The following is a 22,765-nucleotide window of genomic DNA, read 5'->3' as shown; positions in this document are numbered from 1 at the left end:
TTTGAAAGGGGAAAACATACGTGATACATACATACGAAGAAGCGATAGGGTGGATTCATAGTCGATTGAAGTTTGGTATTAAACCAGGATTAGAAAGAATGAGCTGGATGCTAGAAGAACTCGGAAATCCAGAGCGTCATATAAAATGTGTTCATCTTGCTGGTACAAATGGAAAAGGTTCAACTTTAACGTATATGCGCTACATGCTAGAAGGCGCAAAATATAAGGTTGGAACATTTACCTCTCCTTACATTGAAACATTTAATGAGCGTATTAGTGTGAACGGAACACCAATTGCAGATGAAGAGATTGCGGAACTTGTAAACATGGTAAAGCCAGTCGTTGAAAAACTAGACGAGACGGATTTAGGGGAAGCGACTGAGTTTGAGATTATTACTGTTATGGCAATTTGTTATTTCGGTAAAATCAATTTCTGTGATGTTGTTTTATTTGAAACAGGGCTTGGAGGGCGCTTTGACTCTACGAATGTGATTCATCCTATTCTCACAATTATTACAAATATCGGCCACGATCATATGCATATTTTAGGGGATACACTAGGAGAAATTGCGTATGAGAAGGCAGGAATTATTAAGTCGGGTGTTCCGGTTATTACAGGCGTGCAAGATGATGAAGCATTGCAGGTCATTCAAAAGGTTGCAAAGGAAAATCATGCAAACTTATATGAACTGGGCAAACATTTTACAGCGTTACATAAACAGTCTAACGAAGATGGGGAACGTTTTGATTTTGCTTGTCCTTTCGCATCTTTTGAAGATGTTCGAATGTCAATGAAAGGTGTTCACCAAGTAGGAAATGCCTCACTAGCACTTATGGCAATTATGTATTTAAAAACATATGTATCATTTTTAATTGAGGAAGAGGAAATAAGAGCTGGATTACATGAAGCGTATTGGATTGGCCGATTTGAAAAGCTGAAAAGTAATCCTGATATTATAATAGATGGTGCTCATAATCCAGAAGGTATTGAGAGTCTTGTAAAAACAGTAGAGGCACATTATAAAGATAAAAATATAATAGTTTTATTTACTGCGCTTGGTGATAAACAGTTGCATAACATGGTAGGTCAATTAGAAACAATTGCCGATGAAATTATTTTTACAACATTCGCCTTTGATCGTGCCATTTCCGCTGACAAACTTGCAGCGCATTCGCAAAAAAAATCAAAAATAGTCTTTGAAGATTGGAAAGAGGCAATTGATACAAAGGTTGAAATGATAGGGGGAAATGATGTCTTTATCATAACGGGTTCTCTATATTTCATTTCTGAAGTTAGAAAATATATTCGCGAGAAAAACTAGATAGCCTTTGCTATCTAGTTTTTTGTTCTACAAATGAAGTCAAATGCATACATATAAGATAATTATATAGGGTTATTTGGCGAATTCCTCTGACAAATATCTCGTTTTTTTGTGAAATGAATATGATATGATGCGGACAACGACAAGAGGTGAGGTGTGAGTGTATGGACAAGCAATCACGAACGATCTCAGTGAAAGTAAATGGAACAGAAGCGAAGTATGAAGAGAAGAAGAAAGATGAGTTTGAATGGATGGTAGTGGAAAGTGAAAGACCGAAAAACGTTGTTCCGTTTCAAAAAAAGAAATCAGCGCCCATGGAAAAATACAGAAAGAAGTGGAGTAATACATTAATTGTAATTGTTGCAACTGCAATTATAATTGGTACGGCGTTTGGAATGGGAATGCTGCAGTTACTTACAGGACAAGGGACAACAGGGGAAAGTACGGTAACGGCTTCGAAGCAGACTGGAAATGAAGAATCAAAGGTGGATGGAACGGCAGAACAAACACCAGTATCAAAAGAGGAAAAACAAAAAGCCCAGACAGGAACGTCATTAGAGCCAATGAAATTATTTTTTGTTCAAGGTGGGCTTTATTCTTCCAAAGAAACGGGACAGGCCGCTCTTGAAGAATGGAAAGGTAACGGAGGGGTCGCTGCTTTGAAACCGAACGGTGATAAGTATGCACTAATTGTTGGTATTGCTAGCGATGAACAGGCTATAAATCAATTAATGACGCAGTATAAAAATGATGATGTCTCCGTTTTAAAAAAGAACTGGGATATTACGGATAAAGCGTTGCTTAAAGATGATAAAGAAATAGGAGCGTTCTTAACAAAAGTACAGCCATTATATACTCATTTAGCAAAATATGCTTCTAGCGTACAAGCTGGTGGGAAAAGTAATGCAAAAGATATAGAAGTAATTGAGAAAGAATGGAAAGCAATTGAAAAAGTAGGGAAAAGTATGAAGCAGGAGGAGGTAAAAAAGCTGTATATGTATACGTCAATAGCTGTGCAAACAGTGAAGGACGGAAAGAGCGATAAAGAATCTTTGGCGAAATTAAATCAAGTTGTTATTGATGGTATACTTTCGTATGAAAAAATTGTTTCACAAAAAGTGAAATGATAAGATAATGAAATGACGAAGAAAGAAGTATAGATACTTCTTTCTTTTCTTTTAAATTTAGAGCAAAGTGCTTTCTCTATAGCTGGAATATAATCGTATGCAGTAAAGAAATATTATTTTGTTTAGAGAAAATAATATTTCTTTCATTTGTGGATAAACTATTCCTTTGATACGATTGATGTAAATTGTTCTGCTTCATGTGAGAAAGGAAGGAGAAAATATGAGAAAAATTATTTTAGCTTCAGGATCACCTCGGAGGAAGGAATTGCTGGAGTTAGCTGGCGTACCATTTGAAATCGTTGTAAGTGAAGTAGAAGAAACGATTGGTGCGTATTCATCACCTCCTGATATTGTTATGTCCCTTGCCTTGCAAAAAGCATCTGCGGTAGCAGAAAATAATAGTGATCACATTGTGTTAGGTGCAGACACAATCGTTACATATGAGTCGCGTATTCTTGGAAAGCCTTCTAATGAGGTTGAGGCGAAAGAAATGTTACAATTATTATCAGGAAAAACACACGAAGTATATACAGGTGTGGCAATTATATCGAAAGAAAAAACGGTCACTTTTTATGAGCGTACAGAAGTTACGTTTTGGGAATTAACAGAAGAGGAAATTGACGTATATGTTGCATCGAAAGAACCTCTTGATAAAGCAGGAAGTTATGGTATTCAAGGAAAAGGGTCTATTTTTGTTCAACATATTCAAGGAGATTACTACAGTGTAGTCGGCTTACCAATTGCACGTCTTGTTCGGGAATTAAAACAATTTGATATTGATGTAACCCATGCGTAAAATTGCATGGGGTTTTCTTTGAGAGAACAGGTAAAAGGGGTGGAGAGATGAACGGTATTCGTGATGTTGTCAGAGAAGAACAGCCACGGGAGCGTTTATTATTAGAAGGAACAGGGAGTTTATCAAATCGGGAGCTTCTTGCAGTGTTACTCAGAACAGGTTCTAAAGAAGAGACAGTTTTAAAGTTGTCAGATAAAATTTTACATCACTTTGATGGTTTACGTATGTTGAAAGATGCAACGTTAGAAGAATTAATTAGTATTCATGGTGTTGGGATTGCAAAGGCATCTCAGCTTATGGCTGCTTTTGAACTAGGTAGAAGAATGGTACGTTTAGAGTATCAAAATCGATATAGCATTCGAAGCCCAGAAGATTGTGCGAAATACATGATGGAAGAACTGCGCTTTTTACAACAAGAGCATTTTGTTTGTTTATATTTAAATACAAAAAATCAAGTTATACATAGGCAAACGATATTCATTGGAAGTCTAAACACGTCAATTGTACACCCAAGAGAAGTCTTTAAAGAAGCGTTCCGCCGTGCAGCAGCCTCTATCATATGTCTTCATAACCATCCCTCAGGAGATCCTACGCCGAGCCGAGAAGATATTGAAGTAACAAAACGTTTAGTAGAATGCGGCCAGATTATCGGAATTGAAGTGCTTGATCATATTATAATAGGTGACCATAAATTCGTGAGTTTAAAGGAAAAAGGTCATATTTAAGACTATGCTTTTTACTTATTTTGTTTTATAATGTGATTTATGAGTTTTTTGTAGAAAATTATCTGCAAAAAGGATATAGATATAAAAAACGTACTGTTTTTATAATATAAAATAAGAAAAAAATGAGTCCGTGAAAACAAGAAAGGAAGATAAAAAATATGTTTGGATTTGGTGGCTTTACTCGCGATCTTGGAATAGATTTAGGAACTGCGAACACGCTTGTATATGTAAAAGGAAAAGGTGTAGTTTTACGTGAACCTTCAGTAGTAGCATTACAAACTGATACGAAACAAATCGTTGCTGTAGGTAGCGATGCAAAACAAATGATTGGTCGTACACCAGGAAACGTAGTAGCACTTCGTCCGATGAAAGATGGTGTAATTGCTGATTACGAAACAACAGCAACAATGATGAAATATTACATTCAACAAGCTCAAAAATCAAACGGCTTCTTCTCACGTAAACCGTATGTAATGGTATGTGTACCGTCTGGTATTACAGCTGTTGAAAGACGTGCAGTAATTGATGCGACTCGTCAAGCGGGTGCTCGTGATGCATATCCAATCGAAGAACCATTTGCAGCAGCAATTGGTGCGAACTTACCTGTTTGGGAACCAACTGGTAGTATGGTTGTTGATATCGGTGGTGGTACAACAGAAGTTGCAATCATCTCATTAGGTGGTATCGTAACAAGTCAATCAGTTCGTGTTGCTGGTGATGATATGGATGATTCAATCATTCAGTACATTAAGAAAAGCTATAACTTAATGATTGGTGAAAGAACAGCAGAGGCATTAAAATTAGAAATCGGTTCTGCAGGCGAGCCAGAAGGTATCGAGCCTATGGAAATTCGTGGTCGTGATTTAGTAAGTGGTTTACCAAAAACAGTACTAATTCAACCAGAAGAAATTGCGGATGCATTAAAGGATACAGTAGATGCAATTGTAGAATCAGTTAAAAATACGTTGGAAAAAACTCCACCTGAATTAGCGGCAGATATTATGGACCGCGGTATTGTATTAACAGGCGGTGGTGCATTACTACGTAACTTAGATAAAGTGATTAGTGAAGAAACAAATATGCCAGTTCTTGTTGCAGAAGATCCATTAGATTGCGTAGCAATTGGAACAGGAAAAGCATTAGATAATATCGATCTTTTCAAAACGGCTGCTCGATAATATTGCAAAATAAAAATCAATGGAATTAAGAGGGTGTGAACGTGCCACAGTTTTTCTTAAACAAAAGATTAATTGTTTTGTTAGTTAGTATTATTCTTCTCGTGGCATTGATTGGAATCTCATTGAAAGAACGGAACAGTTTAACATGGCCAGAGCAGTTTGTTAAAGACACTGTCGGTGTTGTAGAACGTGTATTCCAAAAGCCAGCGAAATATGTAGCTGGATTCTTTGAAAATGTAGAGGATGTAAAGCGCACGTATGAAGAGAATAAAGAATTAAAAGCAAAAATAGATAACTATGCGAGTTTATCAGTTAAAATGAAGCAATTAGAGGACGACAACAATAAATTAAGACAGCTAACTGAAAAAAAAGAGTTGCCGAGCGATTTTTCTGAAATTCCAGCTACTGTTGTTTCTCGCAATCCAGATAAATGGTACGATTTAATTGGAATTGATAAAGGAGCACAACAAGGGATTAAAAAGGATATGGCTGTTATGACTTCAAAAGGTTTAGTTGGACGCGTGAAAAGTGTATCTCAGTTTACATCATCAGTAGAGTTGTTAAGTTCTATGAGTCGAACAAATCGTGTTTCTGCTGTTGTACATGGAAATGAAAATATCTTCGGATTAATCGAAGGTTATGACAAAGAAAAAAAATTGTTACTTTTCACAAAGATTGGTTCTGATGCACCAGTAGCTAAAGGTCAAATGGTTGTAACGTCTGGACTTGGTGGGGAGATTTTCCCGAAAGGTCTTGAGATTGGGGAAATCGTTGATGTTCAACCAGATGCATACGGCTTAACAAAAACAGCTTATGTAAAACCTGCCGCTGATTTAAATGACGTAGAGCATATTATAGTAGCTAAACGTGATATGAAATCAGCGCCATTAGAATAGGAGGAGGAGAAGAGATGATGAAGATTTTAAAAAGAGCAGCTCTTCCTCTTTTGCTCCTTTTTGTTTTTCTGTTTGAAAATATGTTTGCTACTATTGTTCCAACAGAAGTTTTTTGGAAAGACAGTATAGCAGCGCCGCATTTCTTTATCATTGTGTTATGTTTTGTTACTGTGTACTATGGTCCGGTCCAAGGGATTTATTACGGGCTATTATTTGGTTTCTTATTTGATACCGTATACACAGAACTTGTCGGTATATATATATTTGCTTATCCGATTTTAGCTTATTTAGTTTATAGTGTGATGAAGGTACTACAATTGAATTTATTCATTGTTGTGTCTATCGTATTAGCTAGCATTGCAGCATTAGAATATTATGTGTATGGATTTTTAACTTTGTTAGGACGTACTCATATGTCGGCGTATGTCTTTTTCACGGATCGTCTCCTTTCTACTTTATTGCTGAATGGAATTTTCATATTGATAGCTTGTTTCCCACTGAGACGATATTTAGTGCGTCTTTCAAGAGCGATGGAAGAAAAAGAAAAAAGGATTTTCTAATTTTATGTCGAATTGAATCGGTGGGGTGAACTTTAGTGGAAGAAAAAAAGCAACAAAATGTAACGATAAAAGGGACAAAAGACGGGATAACGCTTCATTTAGATGACTGCTGTTCATTCTCTGAATTACTGAAAGAATTGGACGAAAAACTATCTACACATTACTATGATGGCGATGGGCGTTCTTTAATTGAAGTGCATGTGAAAGTGGGAAATCGTTATTTAACAGAAGTCCACCAAGAAGAGCTTCGTACGTTAATTCGTAATAAAAAGAATCTTGTTGTGGATTCAATTGAAAGTGATGTTATAACTAAATCGGAAGCAATAGCATGGAAAGAAGAAACAGAGATTGTCCCTATTTCCAAAATTGTTCGCTCTGGACAGGTTTTACATGTAAAAGGAAATTTATTGTTAATTGGAGATGTTAATCCAGGCGGAACGGTTATCGCTGGGGGGAATATTTTTGTCGTAGGATCATTAAGAGGGATTGCACATGCTGGGTATTATGGGGATTCAGAGGCTGTAATCGCTGCATCTGTTATGAACCCGATGCAACTTCGAATTAGTGATGTGGCAATGCGGGCTCCGGAAGAGAAAGAAGACGGAGCGGAGACGGCAGAATGTGCGTATATTAATGAGGACAATCACATTGTTGTCGATCGCCTGCAACTTCTCACTCATCTTAGACCTAATTTAACAAAGTTAGAAAGGGGAATTGTATAGCTGTGGGAGAGGCAATAGTAATTACATCTGGAAAGGGCGGAGTAGGTAAAACTACAACGTCTGCGAACATTGGTACAGCCCTAGCCTTATCTGGAAAGAAAGTGTGCTTAATTGACACAGATATTGGTCTTCGAAATTTAGACGTAGTAATGGGGCTGGAAAATCGTATTGTATTTGATCTTGTTGATGTCGTTGAAGGGCGTTGTCGTTTACCTCAGGCTCTTATTAAAGATAAACGTTTTGATGATCTTTATTTATTACCTGCAGCACAAACGAGTGATAAATCAGCGGTAACACCTGAACAAATGGATGAATTAATACAAGTATTACGTCAAGATTATGATTACATATTAATTGATTGTCCTGCGGGGATTGAGCAGGGATTTAAAAATGCGGTAGCTGGTGCGGATAAAGCAATCGTTGTTACGACGCCAGAAGTATCCTCAATGCGTGATGCAGATCGTATTATTGGGCTTTTAGAAAAAGAGGATATTGAACCACCGAAACTTGTTATTAACCGTGTGCGTAGTCATATGCTTCATGAACAGGATATGTTAGATGTTGATGAAATCGTACGTACATTATCAATCGAGCTTCTTGGTGTTGTTGAAGACGATGATGAAGTTATTCGTGCTACAAATACAGGTGAACCTGTAGCGTTGCAACCTAGTGGAAAAGCAGCGTTAGCTTATCGTAATATTGCAAGACGCTTGTTGGGTGAGAATGTACCATTACAAGCATTTGAACAAGAAAAGGTATCGGTATTTACAAAGATGAAAAACTTCTTTGGCATCCGTTAAGAGCACTTCGCACATATGCGAAGTGCTTTCTTTTTTTCTTCATACGAATATCTTTCTTTCCTAGCTCATACATATGTACAAACTGTATACAACTGTTTCTATTTAAATAAGGTTAGCGAAAGAAGGGAGACAGTATGAAGAATAGAAGTGTAGAAGAAATTAAAAAGCGGATTGCGAAAAGGAAGGCAGAGCAAGAAAGAATGGAGGAAGAGCAGTATTTTGCCGGGGGGAATTTTGATAGTGAAGGGGTATTTATTGAAGAGGGAGAAAAGGAAATTCATCCTTTGTTTCGAAAGGAAGTCTTTTTTTTCAAAGTTTTATTATCAGCAATCTTAGTTCTTTCAATTGCTATTTTGTATAAGAATGCGCCCTCTTCTTTCGATGGTGCTAAAGCTGTTACAGAAAAAGTGATGAAAGAGGAGTTTCAGTTTGCTACTGTAGCGAAATGGTATGAAAAACAGTTTGGAAAACCTCTCGTCTTCTATTCGCCTAACGAGAAAAAGGAAGGGACTATTCAGCAAAAAGACTATGCAATTCCTGCTTCAGGAAAGGTAATGCAAGGATTTCAAAAAAATGGCCAAGGTGTATTTGTCCAAACGGCTACAAATGCAACAGTTGAGTCAGTAAATGAAGGATTAGTTGTTTTTGCGGGTAAGAAAGAGGAACTTGGAAATACAGTTCAAATTCAACATGCAGATGGCACGGAGTCGTGGTATGCAAATTTAAATGATATGTCAGTAAAGTTATATGATTACGTTTCAAAGAAACAAAAAATTGGAACGGTGAGTAATGATGCAAATAATAAAAATGGGAAATTTTATTTCGCAATAAAAAAGAATGAAAAATTTGTTGATCCGATTCAGGTGATTTCATTTGATTAAATATAAGGAAGTTTTAACGAAAATTTCAGTGCATCCGTTGTTTTGGATTATTATAGTTATTGGTATTTTTACGGCGCGTTTTAAAGAGTTACTATTGTTGTTTTGTATCGTACTCATTCATGAACTCGGTCACGCTTTTGCAGCAGCGCATTATAATTGGCGTATTAAAAAAATTCAACTGTTACCGTTTGGTGGTGTGGCTGAGCTTGAGGAACATGGAAATAAATCATTGAAAGAGGAACTTGTTGTCGTAATTGCAGGACCTATTCAACATATTTGGATGATGCTAGTAGGGTATATATTGTTTGAGATTGGCTGGCTGAATGCGGAATTATATTATTTTTTTATGTGGAATAATATAATTATTTTAGCCTTTAATTTACTCCCTATTTGGCCACTTGATGGCGGGAAAGTGTTGTTTAATGTATTATCATATCGTTTTCCTTATTTACAAGCACATGAAAAAATGATGCAATTGTCATGTGTTTTTTTTAGTGTCATATTAGGATGGCAGTTACTTTGGAATAGTAACAATATTATGATGTGGGTACTACTCATATTTTTAGCAATATCGTTATATCAAGAATGGAAGCAAAGACGTTATGCGTTTATGCGCTTTTTATTAGAGCGTTATTACGGAAATAAAAGAGGGATTGAAAAGATTGCACCTATAGAGGTGCAATCAGAAGATCGTTTATATACGATTTTCACCAAATTTCGTAGAGGATATAAGCATTCTATTATCGTCCATGGAGAATATAAAGAGCATTACACATTGGATGAAAATGAATTACTCTATGCGTATTTTACTGAAAAACGAACAACTTCATCTGTTGAAGAATTAATCGGTTAGTGTTGACGATAGCACTAACCTTTTATTATTGTAAAAACAAAGAAGATTATAAAGTGAGGAAAGAAATTTGAAAACCTTATACATGAACTATGCTGGATCGGAAAAGCGCGTTGCAATTGAAGAGAAGAACAAAATTGTTGAATTTTTATGGAAACGTAATGAAGAACAAGAGATTGTTGGGCATATTTACGTTGGACGTATCGTAAGAACAATTGCTGGAATGAATGCAGCATTTGTAAACATCGGTTTAGAAAAACATGCGTACCTTTCATATGATGATGTACCGTCTTCTTATCGTATACATGAAGGACAAGCAGTACTCGTACAAGTTGTGAAAGAGGCAATTGATACGAAAGGACCGAAATTAACAGCGAATATAGAATTTACCGGGAAATATGTCGTTTATATGCCATATGATGAAATGCGCGCTGTTTCTCGGAAAATAAAAAATAATAAAAGAAGACAGCAGTTACTCGAAATTGAAGTAGAAGGGACAGGAGGGTATATTTTCCGCTCCGCTTCTGAAAAAGGAGAAATTGAAGAAATACAAACTGAAATGCAAAGGTTACAGCAGTTATATGAAGAGTTAAAAAGAAAAGAGGGTCAAGGAAAGGCACCGCTATTACTTCATCGACCAGCGACTTTTTTAGATCGTGTATTTCAAGAGAATCCAATTGAAACGATCGAAAAAATAGTTGTAGATACAAGAAGTGTAGTAAAAGAATTAGAAGACAAGGTCGGAAAAGAAAAAGTATCTTTTTATAATGAAAAATCTTCGATGTTTAATCATTTCGGAATAGAGCGAGAAATTGAAAAAGCACTTCAAAAAATTGTGTGGCTCCAAAACGGTGCTTATTTGATTGTGGAACAAATGGAGACGATGACTGTAATAGATGTGAATACGGGGAAGTTTACTGGAAAACAAAATTTACAAGATACAGTACTTCGTACAAATGAAATGGCCGCTGACGAAATCGCTCGCCAATTAAGACTTCGTGATATTGGTGGAATGATATTAATCGACTTTATTAATATGAAAAAACGAGAAGATAAAGAAAAGGTAAGAGAACGTCTCATAGCTGCTATGCAAAATGATCGCACTTATACAAGAGTACTTGGGTTTACTGAGTTAGGGATTTTGGAGATGACACGTAAACGTAAAAAACATTCTTTACGTGACGTATTGCTAGAAGAGTGTGTACCGTGTAAGGCGACGGGGTATGTAATGTCGTATGAAACGATTGCTTATGAGTTAGAGCGAGAACTCATTACATATGGCAATATAGAGGATGAAGCAGTATTAATTGCTGCACCTCAAGATCTGCAAAAACAATTTTTACAAAAAGAATTACAAAAAAATATTCCATTTGAAATTTATTTCAAAGATGATACTATCGAAAAGTACACTATTATAAGATTTGGAAGTAAAAAAGAAATTGTAGAACGGAAAAAATAGTTAGCAGAACATTTATTGACAACCGTCTATGATTCATGATAACATCTTTATGTTATAGTTTATAGCACCTAAACGGCTATATGCTACAACCGCACAAGACAGGTTCCCTAAAGGCATTTATGTCTACCTCGTTTTTGGCGAGTCTTAGTAATTAAGAGGAGGTGCAAGTATGTACGCAATTATCGAAACAGGTGGAAAACAAATTAAAGTTGAAGCTGGTCAAGCAATCTACATTGAAAAATTAGATGTTGAAGCTGGTGAAACTGTTACTTTTGACAAAGTTCTTTTCGTTGGTGGCGAAAACGTTAAAGTTGGTAGCCCAGTTGTAGAAGGCGCAACAGTGACTGCTAAAGTTGAAAAACAAGGTCGCGCTAAGAAAATCATCGTTTTCAAATACAAAGCGAAAAAGAACAATCGTAAGAAACAAGGTCATCGTCAACCTTACACTAAGCTAGTTGTTGAAGCTATCAACGCTTAATTCAGGTTAACATGATTAAAATTACGATAAGTCGCACGAAATTAGGAAGTATCCAATCATTTAAAATGACTGGACATGCCGATTATGCGCCACATGGACAAGACCTTGTCTGTGCTGGAACTACAGCGGTTGTGTTTGGTTCTATAAATGCAGTGGAAGAGCTTTGTAATGTGCAGGCAACTATTGAACTCGGAAGCGATGGTGGATTCTTAACGTATGAATTGCCTAATGATTTAGACGTTCATGCAGCAGAAAAAGCTCAAACGCTTTTAGAAGGATTAGTTGTTTCGCTAAAGACGATCGAACTTGATTACGGAAAGTATATCCGTTTAATAGAAAAAGTGCAGGAGGTGTAACGTATGTTAAGATTAGATCTTCAGTTTTTCGCATCTAAGAAAGGTGTAGGTAGTACAAAGAACGGTCGTGACTCTCAGTCAAAACGTCTTGGTGCTAAACGCGCAGATGGTCAAACGGTTTCAGGTGGTTCAATTCTTTACCGTCAACGCGGTACAAAAATTTATCCAGGTGTTAACGTTGGTCGTGGTGGCGATGACACTTTATACGCGAAAGTTGACGGCGTAGTACGCTTCGAGCGTCTTGGCCGTGACCGCAAACAAGTGAGCGTATATCCTGTTGCTCAAGAAGCATAAGAACTCACGGAAAACTCTAACCTGAGTGCAGGTTAGAGTTTTTCTATATTAAGGGGTATCTAAATGAATGAAAAATGGACAATTATAGATGCGTTGCGTCATTCAAGACATGATTGGCTCAATCGTATGCAGATGGTTAAAGGAAACCTTTCCCTTGGAAAAGTGGAAGAGATTCATCGGCTCATCGATCGTTTTGTCCAAGAAGCGAGACAAGAATCCAATCTGATGGGGTTATCAATGCCTTTATTTTCAGAGTGGATTTTAACATATAATTGGAAACAGCAGCCGTGCTTATTGGAGTACGAAGTATTAGGAGAATTACATAACTTATCTCACTTAGATGAGACTGTATGTACATGGGCGAATCAATTCTTCTCAATGCTTCAGCATAGTTTAGACGTATATGTTGAAAATTATGTTTGTATCACAATTGAATGTGACGCGGAGAATGCTCGTTTCTTTTTTGATTTTCGTGGTAAGCTAACGAGTGTAGAAGAACTACAGAATTGGCTTGCGAACCAAAACAATAAATGGTATTCCATTTCTTATACAGTACGAGACGAAGAAGTCTCAGTTATATTACAACCAATCGAAAAAAGTGTGGTGAAATAATGTTTGTAGATCAGGTCAAGATATATGTAAAAGGCGGCGACGGTGGTAACGGAATGGTTGCGTATCGTCGTGAGAAGTATGTTCCAAAAGGTGGCCCAGCAGGTGGCGACGGTGGTAAAGGCGCAGATGTTGTTTTCGTTGTTGAGGAAGGCTTACGTACATTAATGGACTTCCGCTACCAGCGTCATTTCAAAGCTGATCGTGGTCAGCACGGAATGAGTAAAGGTCAGCACGGACGTAAATCTGAAGATTTAATCGTAAAGGTTCCACCAGGAACAATAGTAAAAGATGAAAAAACAGGTCAAATTCTTGCCGATTTAGTAACGCATGAACAAACAGCTGTAATCGCAAGAGGTGGCCGTGGTGGCCGTGGTAACTCACGTTTCGCAACAGCTACGAATCCAGCACCTGAAATCGCTGAGAACGGAGAACCAGGTCAAGAACGTGATGTCATTCTAGAACTTAAAGTGCTAGCAGACGTTGGACTTGTTGGATTCCCAAGTGTAGGTAAATCTACATTATTATCTGTTGTATCATCAGCGCGTCCGAAAATTGCAGAGTATCACTTTACAACAATCGTTCCTAATCTTGGTGTTGTTGAAACTGGTGATAACCGCAGCTTCGTTATGGCTGACCTTCCTGGACTAATTGAAGGCGCACATGCTGGCGTCGGACTTGGACACCAATTCTTACGTCATATCGAACGTACACGTGTAATTGTACATGTTATCGATATGTCTGGTTTAGAAGGCCGTGAGCCATATGAAGATTATGTCACAATTAATAATGAATTAAAAGAATATAATATGCGTTTAACAGAGCGTCCACAAGTTGTTGTAGCAAACAAAATGGATATGCCAGATGCAGAAGAAAACTTACAAGCATTTAAAGAGAAAGTGGGAGACGAAGTAAAAATCTTCCCAATCTCAGCTGTAACGAAACAAGGTGTTCGTGATTTACTATTTGAAGTAGCGAACTTATTAGAAACAACACCAGAATTCCCAATGTACGATGTTGTCGAAGAGTCTGAAGCGAGTGTAATGTATAAATTTGATGCTGAAAGTCTTAAATTTGAAATTACACGTGAAAGTGACGGCACGTTTGTTATTTCTGGTTATGATATCGAGAAGACATTCAAAATGACAGACTTCTCACGTGATGAATCTATACGTCGTTTCGCTCGCCAAATGCGCGGAATGGGTATTGATGAAGCGCTTCGTGCACGTGGTGCAAAAGACGGAGATATTGTAAAAATTCTTGAATATGAATTTGAATTTATCGATTAAGACTGCCAAAGTATGGCGGTCTTTTTTTTATTCTGCTATTTGCAAGTAGTAAGATTCCCGCCTCAAAATTCAGCTGAAGCAAAGAAGTTAGCTGTGAATCAGGCTGCTAGTTAAAAATTACGAAGATAGGAAAAAATCCCCACTAATTAAATTTTCAATTTATAATAGAAAAAGAAGTAATTTTAGAAGAATATTTATGGGGAGAAAGAGAACATGTATAAAATATTAATTGTAGAAGACGATGAGAAAATTGCGGGAATATTAGAGGAGCATTTAGAAAGGTATGGCTATCAATCATTTAGAGCAATTGATTTACGTCATATAAAAGATGAATTCGTAAAAGTGAATCCACATCTCGTATTACTGGATATCAATTTACCATATTTTGATGGTTTCTATTGGTGTCGTCAAATCCGCACTGTATCGAATGCGCCGATTATTTTTGTTTCTGCAAGAACAGGGGAAATGGATCAAGTAATGGCAATTGAAAATGGCGGAGATGATTACATTACAAAGCCATTCCATTTAGATATTGTCATGGCTAAGGTGAAAAGTGCACTTCGACGTGGGTATGGTGAGTATGCTTCTGCGGCAGAAAGTGACTGTTTAGGTGTGAATGGACTTTTGTTATTCCCGTCCCAACACGTTGTTGAGTGGCAAGGGCAACAAACAGAGCTGACAAAAAATGAATTTTACTTATTAGAGTGTTTAATGAAACAAGCGAATCAATATGTAACGCGTGAAGAATTGTTAGAAGCTCTGTGGGATGAAGTAGCTTTTGTTGATGATAATACACTGACTGTGAATGTAAAGCGCGTAAGGAAGAAACTAGAGGAGCTAGGTATTAAAAATGCGATTGTAACGAAACGTGGATACGGTTATGCGCTTCTTACAGAGTGGAGTGAAGGGCATGCAGGTTAAAAGTTACCTCATAGACCGCTTTGCTTTACTTCTTTCTTATGTTGTAAGTCTTTGTTTATTTGGACTCGTATTGCAGTTGCAAAGTCTTTTAGAAAAAAGATCAATTGATTGGAGTACGTGGTTATACGGACTTTTATTAGGGACAGTTGTGTTTACTGTATACCTCATTTACGATTACCGAAAAAGAAGTGTTTTTTTAAAGAGAATCGAAAAATATGTTGCTGATGGAAATACATTACATGATTCTTTACTTATTGATACTTCGTATACGACAGAACAAGAGATGATCGTTGAATCTTTTACTCTATTAAGACAGCAATATATGAATGAGGTTCATAAACAGCATGCGAAAGAGCAACAGCAAATGATATTTATGAACCAATGGATTCATCAAATGAAGACACCAGTATCTGTTATTGAATTGTTATTGCAGAAATTTGGTAAAGAGCATCGTGAAGCGAGAGCGACAGTTGAAAGTATTCGTGAAGAAAATAACCGCATACTAAATGGTTTAGATTTAGCGTTACATATGGCAAGGCTAGAGCAGTTTGCGAAAGATTATAAAGTAGAAGTAGTAAATGTGATAGATGTCGTACGAGGGATTATTAATGAAAATAGAAAATCTTTCATTCAATCTTCTGTATTTCCGAAAGTGATGTTTGAAGAAGAGGCGTGTATGGTTGCATCCGATACAAAATGGCTAAGTATTGCTATAGGTCAAATTGTTGTAAATGCAATTAAGTATACAAAAATTTCAGAGGAAGAGAAAAAAGAAATTCAATTTCAAATTGAAGAGAAAGATCAAAAGGTGTTATTACATATTAAGGACAATGGAATTGGTATTCCTGAGCAAGATATAAAACGTATATTTGATCCATTCTTTACGGGGATAAACGGCCGTAAAACGAGAGAAGCGACTGGAATGGGTTTATATATTACGAAGGAAATTTGCGATAATTTACACCATGGAATGTATGTTCAATCGGCTGAAGGAGAAGGAACGATATTCACATTCCAATTTGCAAAAGATGAAGAATATCATACATTGATGAGAAAAATGACAAAACTGTAAGATAACAAAACGTTTTGTAAGGGAAATCACTCGTTTCTTTTTCTTATTTTTCTTATAGTAAATGTAAGAAGAAAACACATAGGGGGATTAGAAATGAGTGTTCTTGAAGTAAAAGGATTAACGAAGGTGTACCAATCGAAAGGTTCAGTAGCGACGACTGCTTTAAACGATATAAATTTTAAAATAGAAGAAGGCGAATTTGTAGGAATTATGGGTCCTTCAGGAAGCGGAAAAACAACGCTTTTAAATTTATTAGCAACAATAGATAAGCAAACTTCAGGTCATGTGCTTGTAAATGGTGAAGAAATTAATCAAATGCGTGCTGCAAAATTAGCAGAGTTTCGCCGTACACATTTAGGATTCATCTTCCAAGATTTTAACTTACTTGATACGTTATCGATTAAAGAAAATATTATTTTACCGCTTGTAATGGCGAAAAAATCTGTAAATGAAATCGATGCGAAAGTACTGGAAATTGCGAAGTTTTTAAACATCGAAGAAATATTAAATAAAAAGGTATATGAAGTATCAGGCGGACAACAACAACGTGCAGCAGCTGCGAGAGCGATCATTCATGAACCGACGTTAATTTTAGCAGATGAGCCAACGGGGAATTTAGACTCGAAGTCAGCGAAATCATTAATGGGTGCATTGCAAGATTTACATGAGCAAAAGAAAGTAACAATTGCAATGGTAACGCACGATCCAGTAGCTGCTAGTTATTGTGAACGCATTCTCTTCATACGTGATGGAGAAATTTTCTCAGAAATACATAAAGGGAGAACGAAACAAGCCTTTTTCCAAGAAATTTTGGACGTACTTGCGATGCTAGGAGGGGAATATCATGAACTTTCGCCAGCTCGCGCTTAATAACGTAAAAGGAAATTGGCGTAATTATAAAGCGTTTCTTATTAGTAGTTGTTTATCGATTGTCGTATTTTTCATGTATGCTTCCTTCATTTATCATCCAGATGTCGTAAGCGGTAATATTAGTATGAAGACGATGATTTCAAAAGGGTTAGAATCGATGAATTATATTGTAGTCATCTTCTCAGCGCTCTTTATTTTATATGCAAATTCAACATTTTTACGAGCAAGAAAAAAAGAGTTTGGTCTATTAACATTAATAGGCGGAACGAAATATCAACTTGGCCGAATGATTATATTAGAACAACTGATGTTAGGTAGTATTGCAATTGTAGTAGGTATTGGACTTGGTATGCTTTGTTCAAAATTATTTTTCCAAGCATTAAGCGTAATATTGAAAATAGATAAAACACTTCCACTCGTATGGAATAGTAAAGCAGTTTTTATTACAGCGGGTGTATACTTTATTCTATTTTTAATCCTATCATTGTTTAGCGTTTGGACAGTAGGACGCTTGCAAATTATTGATTTATTAAGAGAAGCAAGAAAACAAAAAGTAGAACCTTTTGCATTTACATCGTTATGTGTAGCAGGAATAGGATGTATTATTGCCGCATATGTGCTTAGCTTCCAAGTGACATTTATGAATTTTATCATGCTGTTTTTACCGATTGTAGGGCTGACGATAGGCGGAACATATTTACTGTTTACACAAGGTAGTACAGTCGTATTAAAGGCGTTGCAAAAACGAAAAAAATCTTTTTATACATATCCAAACATGTTCGTACTTAGCAATCTTATTTATAAAATGAAAGATAATGCTCGCTTTCTATTTGTAATTTCTATTATTACGGCGGTTGTATCTTCAGCAGTCGGTACACTGTACGTATTTTTTGAGGATATGAGTTATAAGACAGTAACTAGTACCCCGCATGCTATTTCGTATGAGGAAAAGGGAATCAATACGCATAATGTTATAAAAGAAGGAAAAACAAAAGAATTAATAAAAAAACACGGATTTGAAGAAGCGCGAGAAGTAACGTATGTAAAACTTCCTGCAACTCAAAAGGTAACGATGTTTAACGGTGAACATGAGATGCCTTTAGGGATTATATCTGAAAAGGAATATAATAAAGAAGCGCGTAAACAGAACGTGCCAGAAGTGCAAAATAAGCCGGGAAGTGCAACGATGGTTGTAATTGATATGATGAATGATATTGTCAAGCCGGATCTTACGAAGCCATTTGAATTTACATTGAACGGACAAAAACAGTATATTAAGCTAAATGATCCAGTATCAAAGTCTGTTTTTAATGATGATAGTTATTTAATTGTGAATGATGAGGATTTTGTAAAATATTCACAGCTCACAGCAGATGAAGAAAAGACGAAATATTATGGGTATTATATTGAAGATTGGAAAGAAACAGAAAATCTTGTACTAGACTTAAAGAAAGAAATTGTGCAAGAACAACAACAGAATTTCCACAATTCCATCCTTGCGTATAAAGCGATAAAAGAGCAAGGAGCAATTACAATGTTCATAGGCTTCTTTGTAGCTGTACTGTTCTTCTTCTTCGCTTGTAGTATGACATACTTTAAATGGTTTAACGATAAAGAACAAGATCGTATTCAATTTAAATCGTTAAAGAGAATCGGTATGACAGATAAAGAAATTCGTAAAATTGCAATTCGACAAATGGGCGTTATCTTCTTTATCCCAATTGTAATCGGTGCAATCCATAGTGGATTTGCTCTTCATACGTTAGGAAAAATGCTTTATATTGATTTATGGAAATCAGGTGCGATTGTAATTGGAACATACGTTATAGCTTCTGCGATTTACTTTATGATTGCACAAAGAGGATATTTGAAACACGTGCAAAGCTAGAGAAACCTCTAGCTTTTTGCTTATGTAGTAAGTTATAGGGGGACGATAGATGAACATTCGGCAACTAGCGCTGCAAAATATAAAAGGAAATTGGCGTAATTATAAAGTGTTTTTCTTAAGCAGTTGTTTTGCGATATTTGCGTCTTTTGCATACATGTCTGTCATTGTACATCCGTATATGCAGGAGACGATGTGGTATCAAAACGTACGCTGGGGACTTATTATATGTAATGTTATAGTCATTTCTTTTTTCGTCATATTTATTTTGTACTCTACTTCTATTTTCATAGAGGCACGTAAGAAAGAATTAGGGTTATATATGTTAATGGGAGCGACGAAGTCTAACGTAATAGGAGTGATAATGACCGAGCAAATATTAATCGGGATTTTCGCGAATATTTTCGGGGTTGGGCTTGGTATGATCTTTTTGAAACTCTTTTTTATGGTATTTAGTATGTTACTGGGCCTTCCGAAAGAACTCCCTGTCATATTTGATGTGAGAGCAATTGGGGTAACGTTTGTTACATATATGGTCGTTTTTATTGTCTTATCTTTTATAAGTGCTTTACGCATATGGAATATAAAAATCATTCGGTTATTGAAAGAATTTCGAACAGATAAAAAAGAGAAGAAAACATCAATGTGGCTTTGTATATTCGGTTTTATTTGTTTAGGTATAGGATATGCGTTAGCGTTACAAGCGACGATGCCAACGATAGCATTCTATTTTTTTCCTGTGTCTATACTTGTCTTTTTCGGAACTTATTTTTCTTTTACACACGGAACTGCTCAAATATTAGAAATAATAAAACGAAATAAAAAGATTATGTATACATATCCGTATTTATTTATAGTAAACCAATTGTCACATCGAATGAAAGAAAATGGTCGCTTTTTCTTTCTGATGTCTATGGCAACGACGTTTGTAGTTACGGCAACAGGTACGGTGTTCTTATATTTTTCTAGCATGCAAGATATGTGGCGAACTGGAGGGGTACACTCGTTTTCATACATAGAAAAAGGTATTTCTACTCATGAAGTCTTTGAGGAAGGTGCGGTTGAAAAATTACTGAATCAATACGGGTATGATGATTTTCAATATATGAGTTTTGTTGGAGTGTATGCATCCTTTCGGTCTAATAAAGGAGAAACAACAATAGCACCGCTTATAAAGGAAAGTGAATATAACCAAGAAGCGAGGAAACAAAAAAAGAAAATGTATCGTCCTAAAAAAGGTACAGTGACACTCGTTTATTATAATAAATACAATAATTCGAATGTATATAATCAAAAAGAGATTCAATTGCAAGTAATGAGTCAACCATATTCATTCGTATTTAACGGTCAGAAAGAAGGGGTTCAATTTAACTATCACCCTTCGTACATTAATGGTCTGTTCTTCGTTATGAATGATGAAGATTTTGACAGTATAGCAAATCAGGTTCTCGATTCTGAAAAAATGATATATAGAGGCTACACATTACCAAATATCGAAAAGACGAAGAAATTAAATGAAGATTTACGGAAACATATGAAACAAGATAATAATAATGCGTTTCGAAGTAATATGGAGTTATATGTAAATATGAAAGAAGGCGGCGATATTACTCTATTTGTAGGCTCATTCATTAGTATATTATTCTTTCTTACTTCATGTAGTATCGTATATTTTAAATGGTTTCATAATATTGCATCGGACCGAAAGCATTATGGTGCACTCTCTAAACTTGGAATGACGAAGGAAGAAGTATGGGAAATTTCTCGCTGGCAATTATGTATGCTATTTTTTGCGCCAATTATAGTAGGGAGTATGCATAGTGCAGTTGCGTTATATACGTTTCATAATACTTTCTTTATGGATGGATCATTAGGAAAAGTAGGCTTGTTTATTCTGTATTATATCGCTGCATGCATCGTTTATTTCTTCTTCGCTCAAAGAGAATATAAGAAACATTTAGACTAGCGGATGCTAGTCTTTTTTTAATATTCGAAATTTACATAGAAGAATATAAAAAAGTATGGTATAACAGTAAGAAAACGAAAAAGAGGGGAAAAGACGATGATTCGAGTAGGATATTTAGGACCAGAAGCAACATTTACAAATATGGCGGTGAGTCGTTTTTTTCCGGAAGCAGAGCATGTACCGTATCGAACGATTCCGGATTGTATAGATGCAGCCGCAAATGAAAGTGTAGATTTCGCAGTCGTACCGTTAGAAAACGCAATAGAAGGTTCAGTAAATATAACGGTCGATTACCTCGTGCATGAGCGACCACTTTCTATTGTAGGAGAAATTACAGTACCAATTCAGCAACATTTACTCGTACATCCGCAGTATGCAGAAGTGTGGGGAGAAGTATATGCAGTGCATTCACATCCGCATGCTATCGCACAATGTCATAAGTTTTTAAATGAAGAATTAAAAGGGGTAACTGTTCGAGACATGACATCAACAAGTGCTGCTGCACAATATGTGAAAGAACATCCTGAAGAAAAAATCGCTGCCATTGCAAATGAAGCAGCCGCAGAAAAATACGGATTAACAATTGTAAGACGTGACATTCATACGCATAAAAACAATCATACACGCTTCCTAGTGCTCCATAAGAAAAAGAAAGTAATACTCTCAAATAACGGAGAAAACCGCGGGGAGAAAACGACGCTTATGATAACGTTACCTGCAGATTATGCAGGGGCACTATATCAAGTGTTATCAGCTTTTGCATGGAGAAAATTAAATTTATCAAAAATCGAATCGCGCCCGATGAAAACAGGACTCGGAAATTACTTTTTCTTAATCGATGTCGATAAAGCATACGATGACGTATTATTGCCAGGCGTAACGATGGAACTTGAAGCGCTCGGTTTTTCTGTTACTGTGCTGGGGAGCTATTCTTCTTATTGGTTGTAAAGGGTAAGGGAGAGTATTTGTCGTATTTTGTAGTTAAATCGATATAATTTCAGTCGATAATATACCGTCTGATAGATAAATAAAATCCCACCATTTATAGGTGGGATTCTTTACTTTAACTTAGCAAGACGATCCTCTAACTGACCACGCCAAATATTGGCTAGTTCAGGAACAGCAAGAATCTTTTCAATGCCATCTTTATTTTTTCTATTATGAAAATAAATTTCGTTAGAAAACAAAACAGATACATTGTTTGATGGACGTTTTAGCAATGTGATTTTAGAATCTTTACGTACAGTACCTTCTTGAAGAACGCGGCATAGGTAGCCAGTAAATCCAGTTGCTACAATGCGCGGCAGTATGCCAGGAATACCGAGGCGTTTTGAAATAGTGCTACAAGGTACTCTTGCTTGTGTCACTTGAATGATTGCTTCACCAAGCTGATATGTATCTCCGATGCAAACATCACGCTCTAACATATTTGTTACGGTAATGTTTTCGCCAAATGTGGAAGCTGGAAGCGTAGTTTGAAATTCCTCTTCCCATAGTGCGTAATGCTCGTGTGGGTACACACAAACAGCGCGATCAGGACCGCCGTGATGTTTTAAATCCGCTACGTCATCACCACGAAATCCGTCTTTTGAGAGAAAGGCCTCTTCTGTAGGATCTTTACATATACCTGTTATCATTTCTTTATCTTCGCCATATTTCATTTGTTTCGGTTTACCAGTACTAAAGTGAACGAGTTCAATTCCCATATT

The 22,765-nt window shown here is 36.3% G+C and carries 24 protein-coding genes and 1 other annotated feature; of the genes, 23 read left to right on the top strand and 1 reads right to left on the bottom strand.

The genetic code is table 11. From position 1 onward, the window contains the following. Positions 1-20 precede the first annotated feature (20 nt). The 23 genes from F0362_RS22000 to pheA all read left to right on the top strand — a co-directional run bounded on the left by F0362_RS22000 (position 21) and on the right by pheA (position 22,004). On the top strand, positions 21-1,322 hold the full coding sequence (locus F0362_RS22000; RefSeq protein WP_000582087.1) for a bifunctional folylpolyglutamate synthase/dihydrofolate synthase: 1,302 nt from the start codon (positions 21-23) through the stop codon (positions 1,320-1,322). 164 nt (positions 1,323-1,486) lie between these two features. Beyond that, positions 1,487-2,449 (top strand): stage II sporulation protein B, encoded by a 963-nt coding sequence (locus tag F0362_RS21995; protein WP_144467180.1) that lies wholly within the window; start codon positions 1,487-1,489, stop codon positions 2,447-2,449. A 220-nt stretch (positions 2,450-2,669) separates the two neighbouring features. Next, positions 2,670-3,245: a Maf family protein gene (locus F0362_RS21985; protein WP_001226282.1), complete on the top strand. Its 576-nt coding sequence runs from the start codon at positions 2,670-2,672 to the stop codon at positions 3,243-3,245. A 47-nt stretch (positions 3,246-3,292) separates the two neighbouring features. Next, positions 3,293-3,970, top strand: a complete 678-nt coding sequence (radC, locus tag F0362_RS21980) for a DNA repair protein RadC (RefSeq protein WP_001013401.1) — start codon at positions 3,293-3,295, stop codon at positions 3,968-3,970. A gap of 158 nt (positions 3,971-4,128) precedes the next feature. Beyond that, positions 4,129-5,148: a cell shape-determining protein MreB gene (gene mreB / locus F0362_RS21975; protein ID WP_000466737.1), complete on the top strand. Its 1,020-nt coding sequence runs from the start codon at positions 4,129-4,131 to the stop codon at positions 5,146-5,148. A 41-nt stretch (positions 5,149-5,189) separates the two neighbouring features. After that, positions 5,190-6,044, top strand: coding sequence for a rod shape-determining protein MreC (mreC, locus tag F0362_RS21970; protein ID WP_001135474.1), 855 nt, complete (start codon positions 5,190-5,192; stop codon positions 6,042-6,044). Between the two features lie 14 nt (positions 6,045-6,058). Beyond that, positions 6,059-6,604 (top strand): rod shape-determining protein MreD, encoded by a 546-nt coding sequence (gene mreD / locus F0362_RS21965; protein ID WP_149889957.1) that lies wholly within the window; start codon positions 6,059-6,061, stop codon positions 6,602-6,604. 35 nt (positions 6,605-6,639) lie between these two features. Then, positions 6,640-7,326, top strand: coding sequence for a septum site-determining protein MinC (minC, locus tag F0362_RS21960; protein WP_000391516.1), 687 nt, complete (start codon positions 6,640-6,642; stop codon positions 7,324-7,326). A 2-nt stretch (positions 7,327-7,328) separates the two neighbouring features. Then, complete coding sequence (minD, locus tag F0362_RS21955) at positions 7,329-8,126, top strand: septum site-determining protein MinD (RefSeq protein ID WP_000503310.1); 798 nt, start codon at positions 7,329-7,331, stop codon at positions 8,124-8,126. A gap of 134 nt (positions 8,127-8,260) precedes the next feature. Beyond that, a complete protein-coding gene (gene spoIVFA, locus F0362_RS21950) occupies positions 8,261-9,007 on the top strand; it encodes a stage IV sporulation protein SpoIVFA (RefSeq protein WP_000797540.1) in 747 nt (248 codons plus the stop codon). After that, positions 9,000-9,860 (top strand): stage IV sporulation intramembrane metalloprotease SpoIVFB, encoded by an 861-nt coding sequence (gene spoIVFB / locus F0362_RS21945; protein WP_149889956.1) that lies wholly within the window; start codon positions 9,000-9,002, stop codon positions 9,858-9,860. Before spoIVFA ends, spoIVFB begins: the two co-directional genes overlap by 8 nt. Before the next feature lie 67 nt (positions 9,861-9,927). Continuing rightward, entirely contained in the window at positions 9,928-11,316 is a 1,389-nt protein-coding gene (locus F0362_RS21940; protein WP_000855443.1) for an Rne/Rng family ribonuclease, read from the top strand. 77 nt (positions 11,317-11,393) lie between these two features. After that, positions 11,394-11,471: a sequence feature (ribosomal protein L21 leader region), on the top strand. A 14-nt stretch (positions 11,472-11,485) separates the two neighbouring features. Beyond that, entirely contained in the window at positions 11,486-11,794 is a 309-nt protein-coding gene (gene rplU / locus F0362_RS21935; protein ID WP_000270907.1) for a 50S ribosomal protein L21, read from the top strand. An 11-nt stretch (positions 11,795-11,805) separates the two neighbouring features. Then, positions 11,806-12,150, top strand: coding sequence for a ribosomal-processing cysteine protease Prp (locus F0362_RS21930; RefSeq protein ID WP_001973720.1), 345 nt, complete (start codon positions 11,806-11,808; stop codon positions 12,148-12,150). Positions 12,151-12,153: 3 nt separating this feature from the next. Further along, the gene (gene rpmA / locus F0362_RS21925; RefSeq protein WP_000944957.1) at positions 12,154-12,444 is read left to right on the top strand and encodes a 50S ribosomal protein L27; all 291 of its coding nucleotides are present in this window, start codon (positions 12,154-12,156) and stop codon (positions 12,442-12,444) included. 63 nt (positions 12,445-12,507) lie between these two features. Further along, the gene (locus tag F0362_RS21920) at positions 12,508-13,056 is read left to right on the top strand and encodes a sporulation initiation phosphotransferase B (protein ID WP_001003572.1); all 549 of its coding nucleotides are present in this window, start codon (positions 12,508-12,510) and stop codon (positions 13,054-13,056) included. Further along, a complete protein-coding gene (gene obgE / locus F0362_RS21915; RefSeq protein WP_000497121.1) occupies positions 13,056-14,342 on the top strand; it encodes a GTPase ObgE in 1,287 nt (428 codons plus the stop codon). The genes F0362_RS21920 and obgE overlap by 1 nt, the downstream gene beginning before the upstream one ends. A gap of 213 nt (positions 14,343-14,555) precedes the next feature. Further along, a complete protein-coding gene (locus tag F0362_RS21910) occupies positions 14,556-15,263 on the top strand; it encodes a response regulator transcription factor (protein ID WP_000276708.1) in 708 nt (235 codons plus the stop codon). After that, complete coding sequence (locus F0362_RS21905) at positions 15,253-16,335, top strand: HAMP domain-containing histidine kinase (protein ID WP_001197403.1); 1,083 nt, start codon at positions 15,253-15,255, stop codon at positions 16,333-16,335. Before F0362_RS21910 ends, F0362_RS21905 begins: the two co-directional genes overlap by 11 nt. 93 nt (positions 16,336-16,428) lie before the next feature. Next, a complete protein-coding gene (locus tag F0362_RS21900) occupies positions 16,429-17,205 on the top strand; it encodes an ABC transporter ATP-binding protein (RefSeq protein WP_000114529.1) in 777 nt (258 codons plus the stop codon). Next, positions 17,180-19,093, top strand: a complete 1,914-nt coding sequence (locus tag F0362_RS21895) for an ABC transporter permease (RefSeq protein WP_149889955.1) — start codon at positions 17,180-17,182, stop codon at positions 19,091-19,093. Before F0362_RS21900 ends, F0362_RS21895 begins: the two co-directional genes overlap by 26 nt. Positions 19,094-19,142: 49 nt before the next feature. Continuing rightward, on the top strand, positions 19,143-21,056 hold the full coding sequence (locus F0362_RS21890) for an ABC transporter permease (RefSeq protein WP_001026357.1): 1,914 nt from the start codon (positions 19,143-19,145) through the stop codon (positions 21,054-21,056). A gap of 96 nt (positions 21,057-21,152) precedes the next feature. Next, entirely contained in the window at positions 21,153-22,004 is an 852-nt protein-coding gene (gene pheA, locus F0362_RS21885) for a prephenate dehydratase (protein WP_000621713.1), read from the top strand. A 110-nt stretch (positions 22,005-22,114) separates the two neighbouring features. Here pheA and F0362_RS21880 read toward each other — a convergent pair whose 3' ends face one another. Next, positions 22,115-22,762 (bottom strand): MOSC domain-containing protein, encoded by a 648-nt coding sequence (locus F0362_RS21880; RefSeq protein ID WP_000510706.1) that lies wholly within the window; start codon positions 22,760-22,762, stop codon positions 22,115-22,117. Positions 22,763-22,765: the final 3 nt, after the last annotated feature.

Origin of the sequence: Bacillus sp. BS98, from assembly GCF_008432245.1 — a bacterium.
Lineage (GTDB): Bacteria > Bacillota > Bacilli > Bacillales > Bacillaceae_G > Bacillus_A > Bacillus_A toyonensis.
This window is presented reverse-complemented; position numbering and strand designations above follow the sequence as displayed.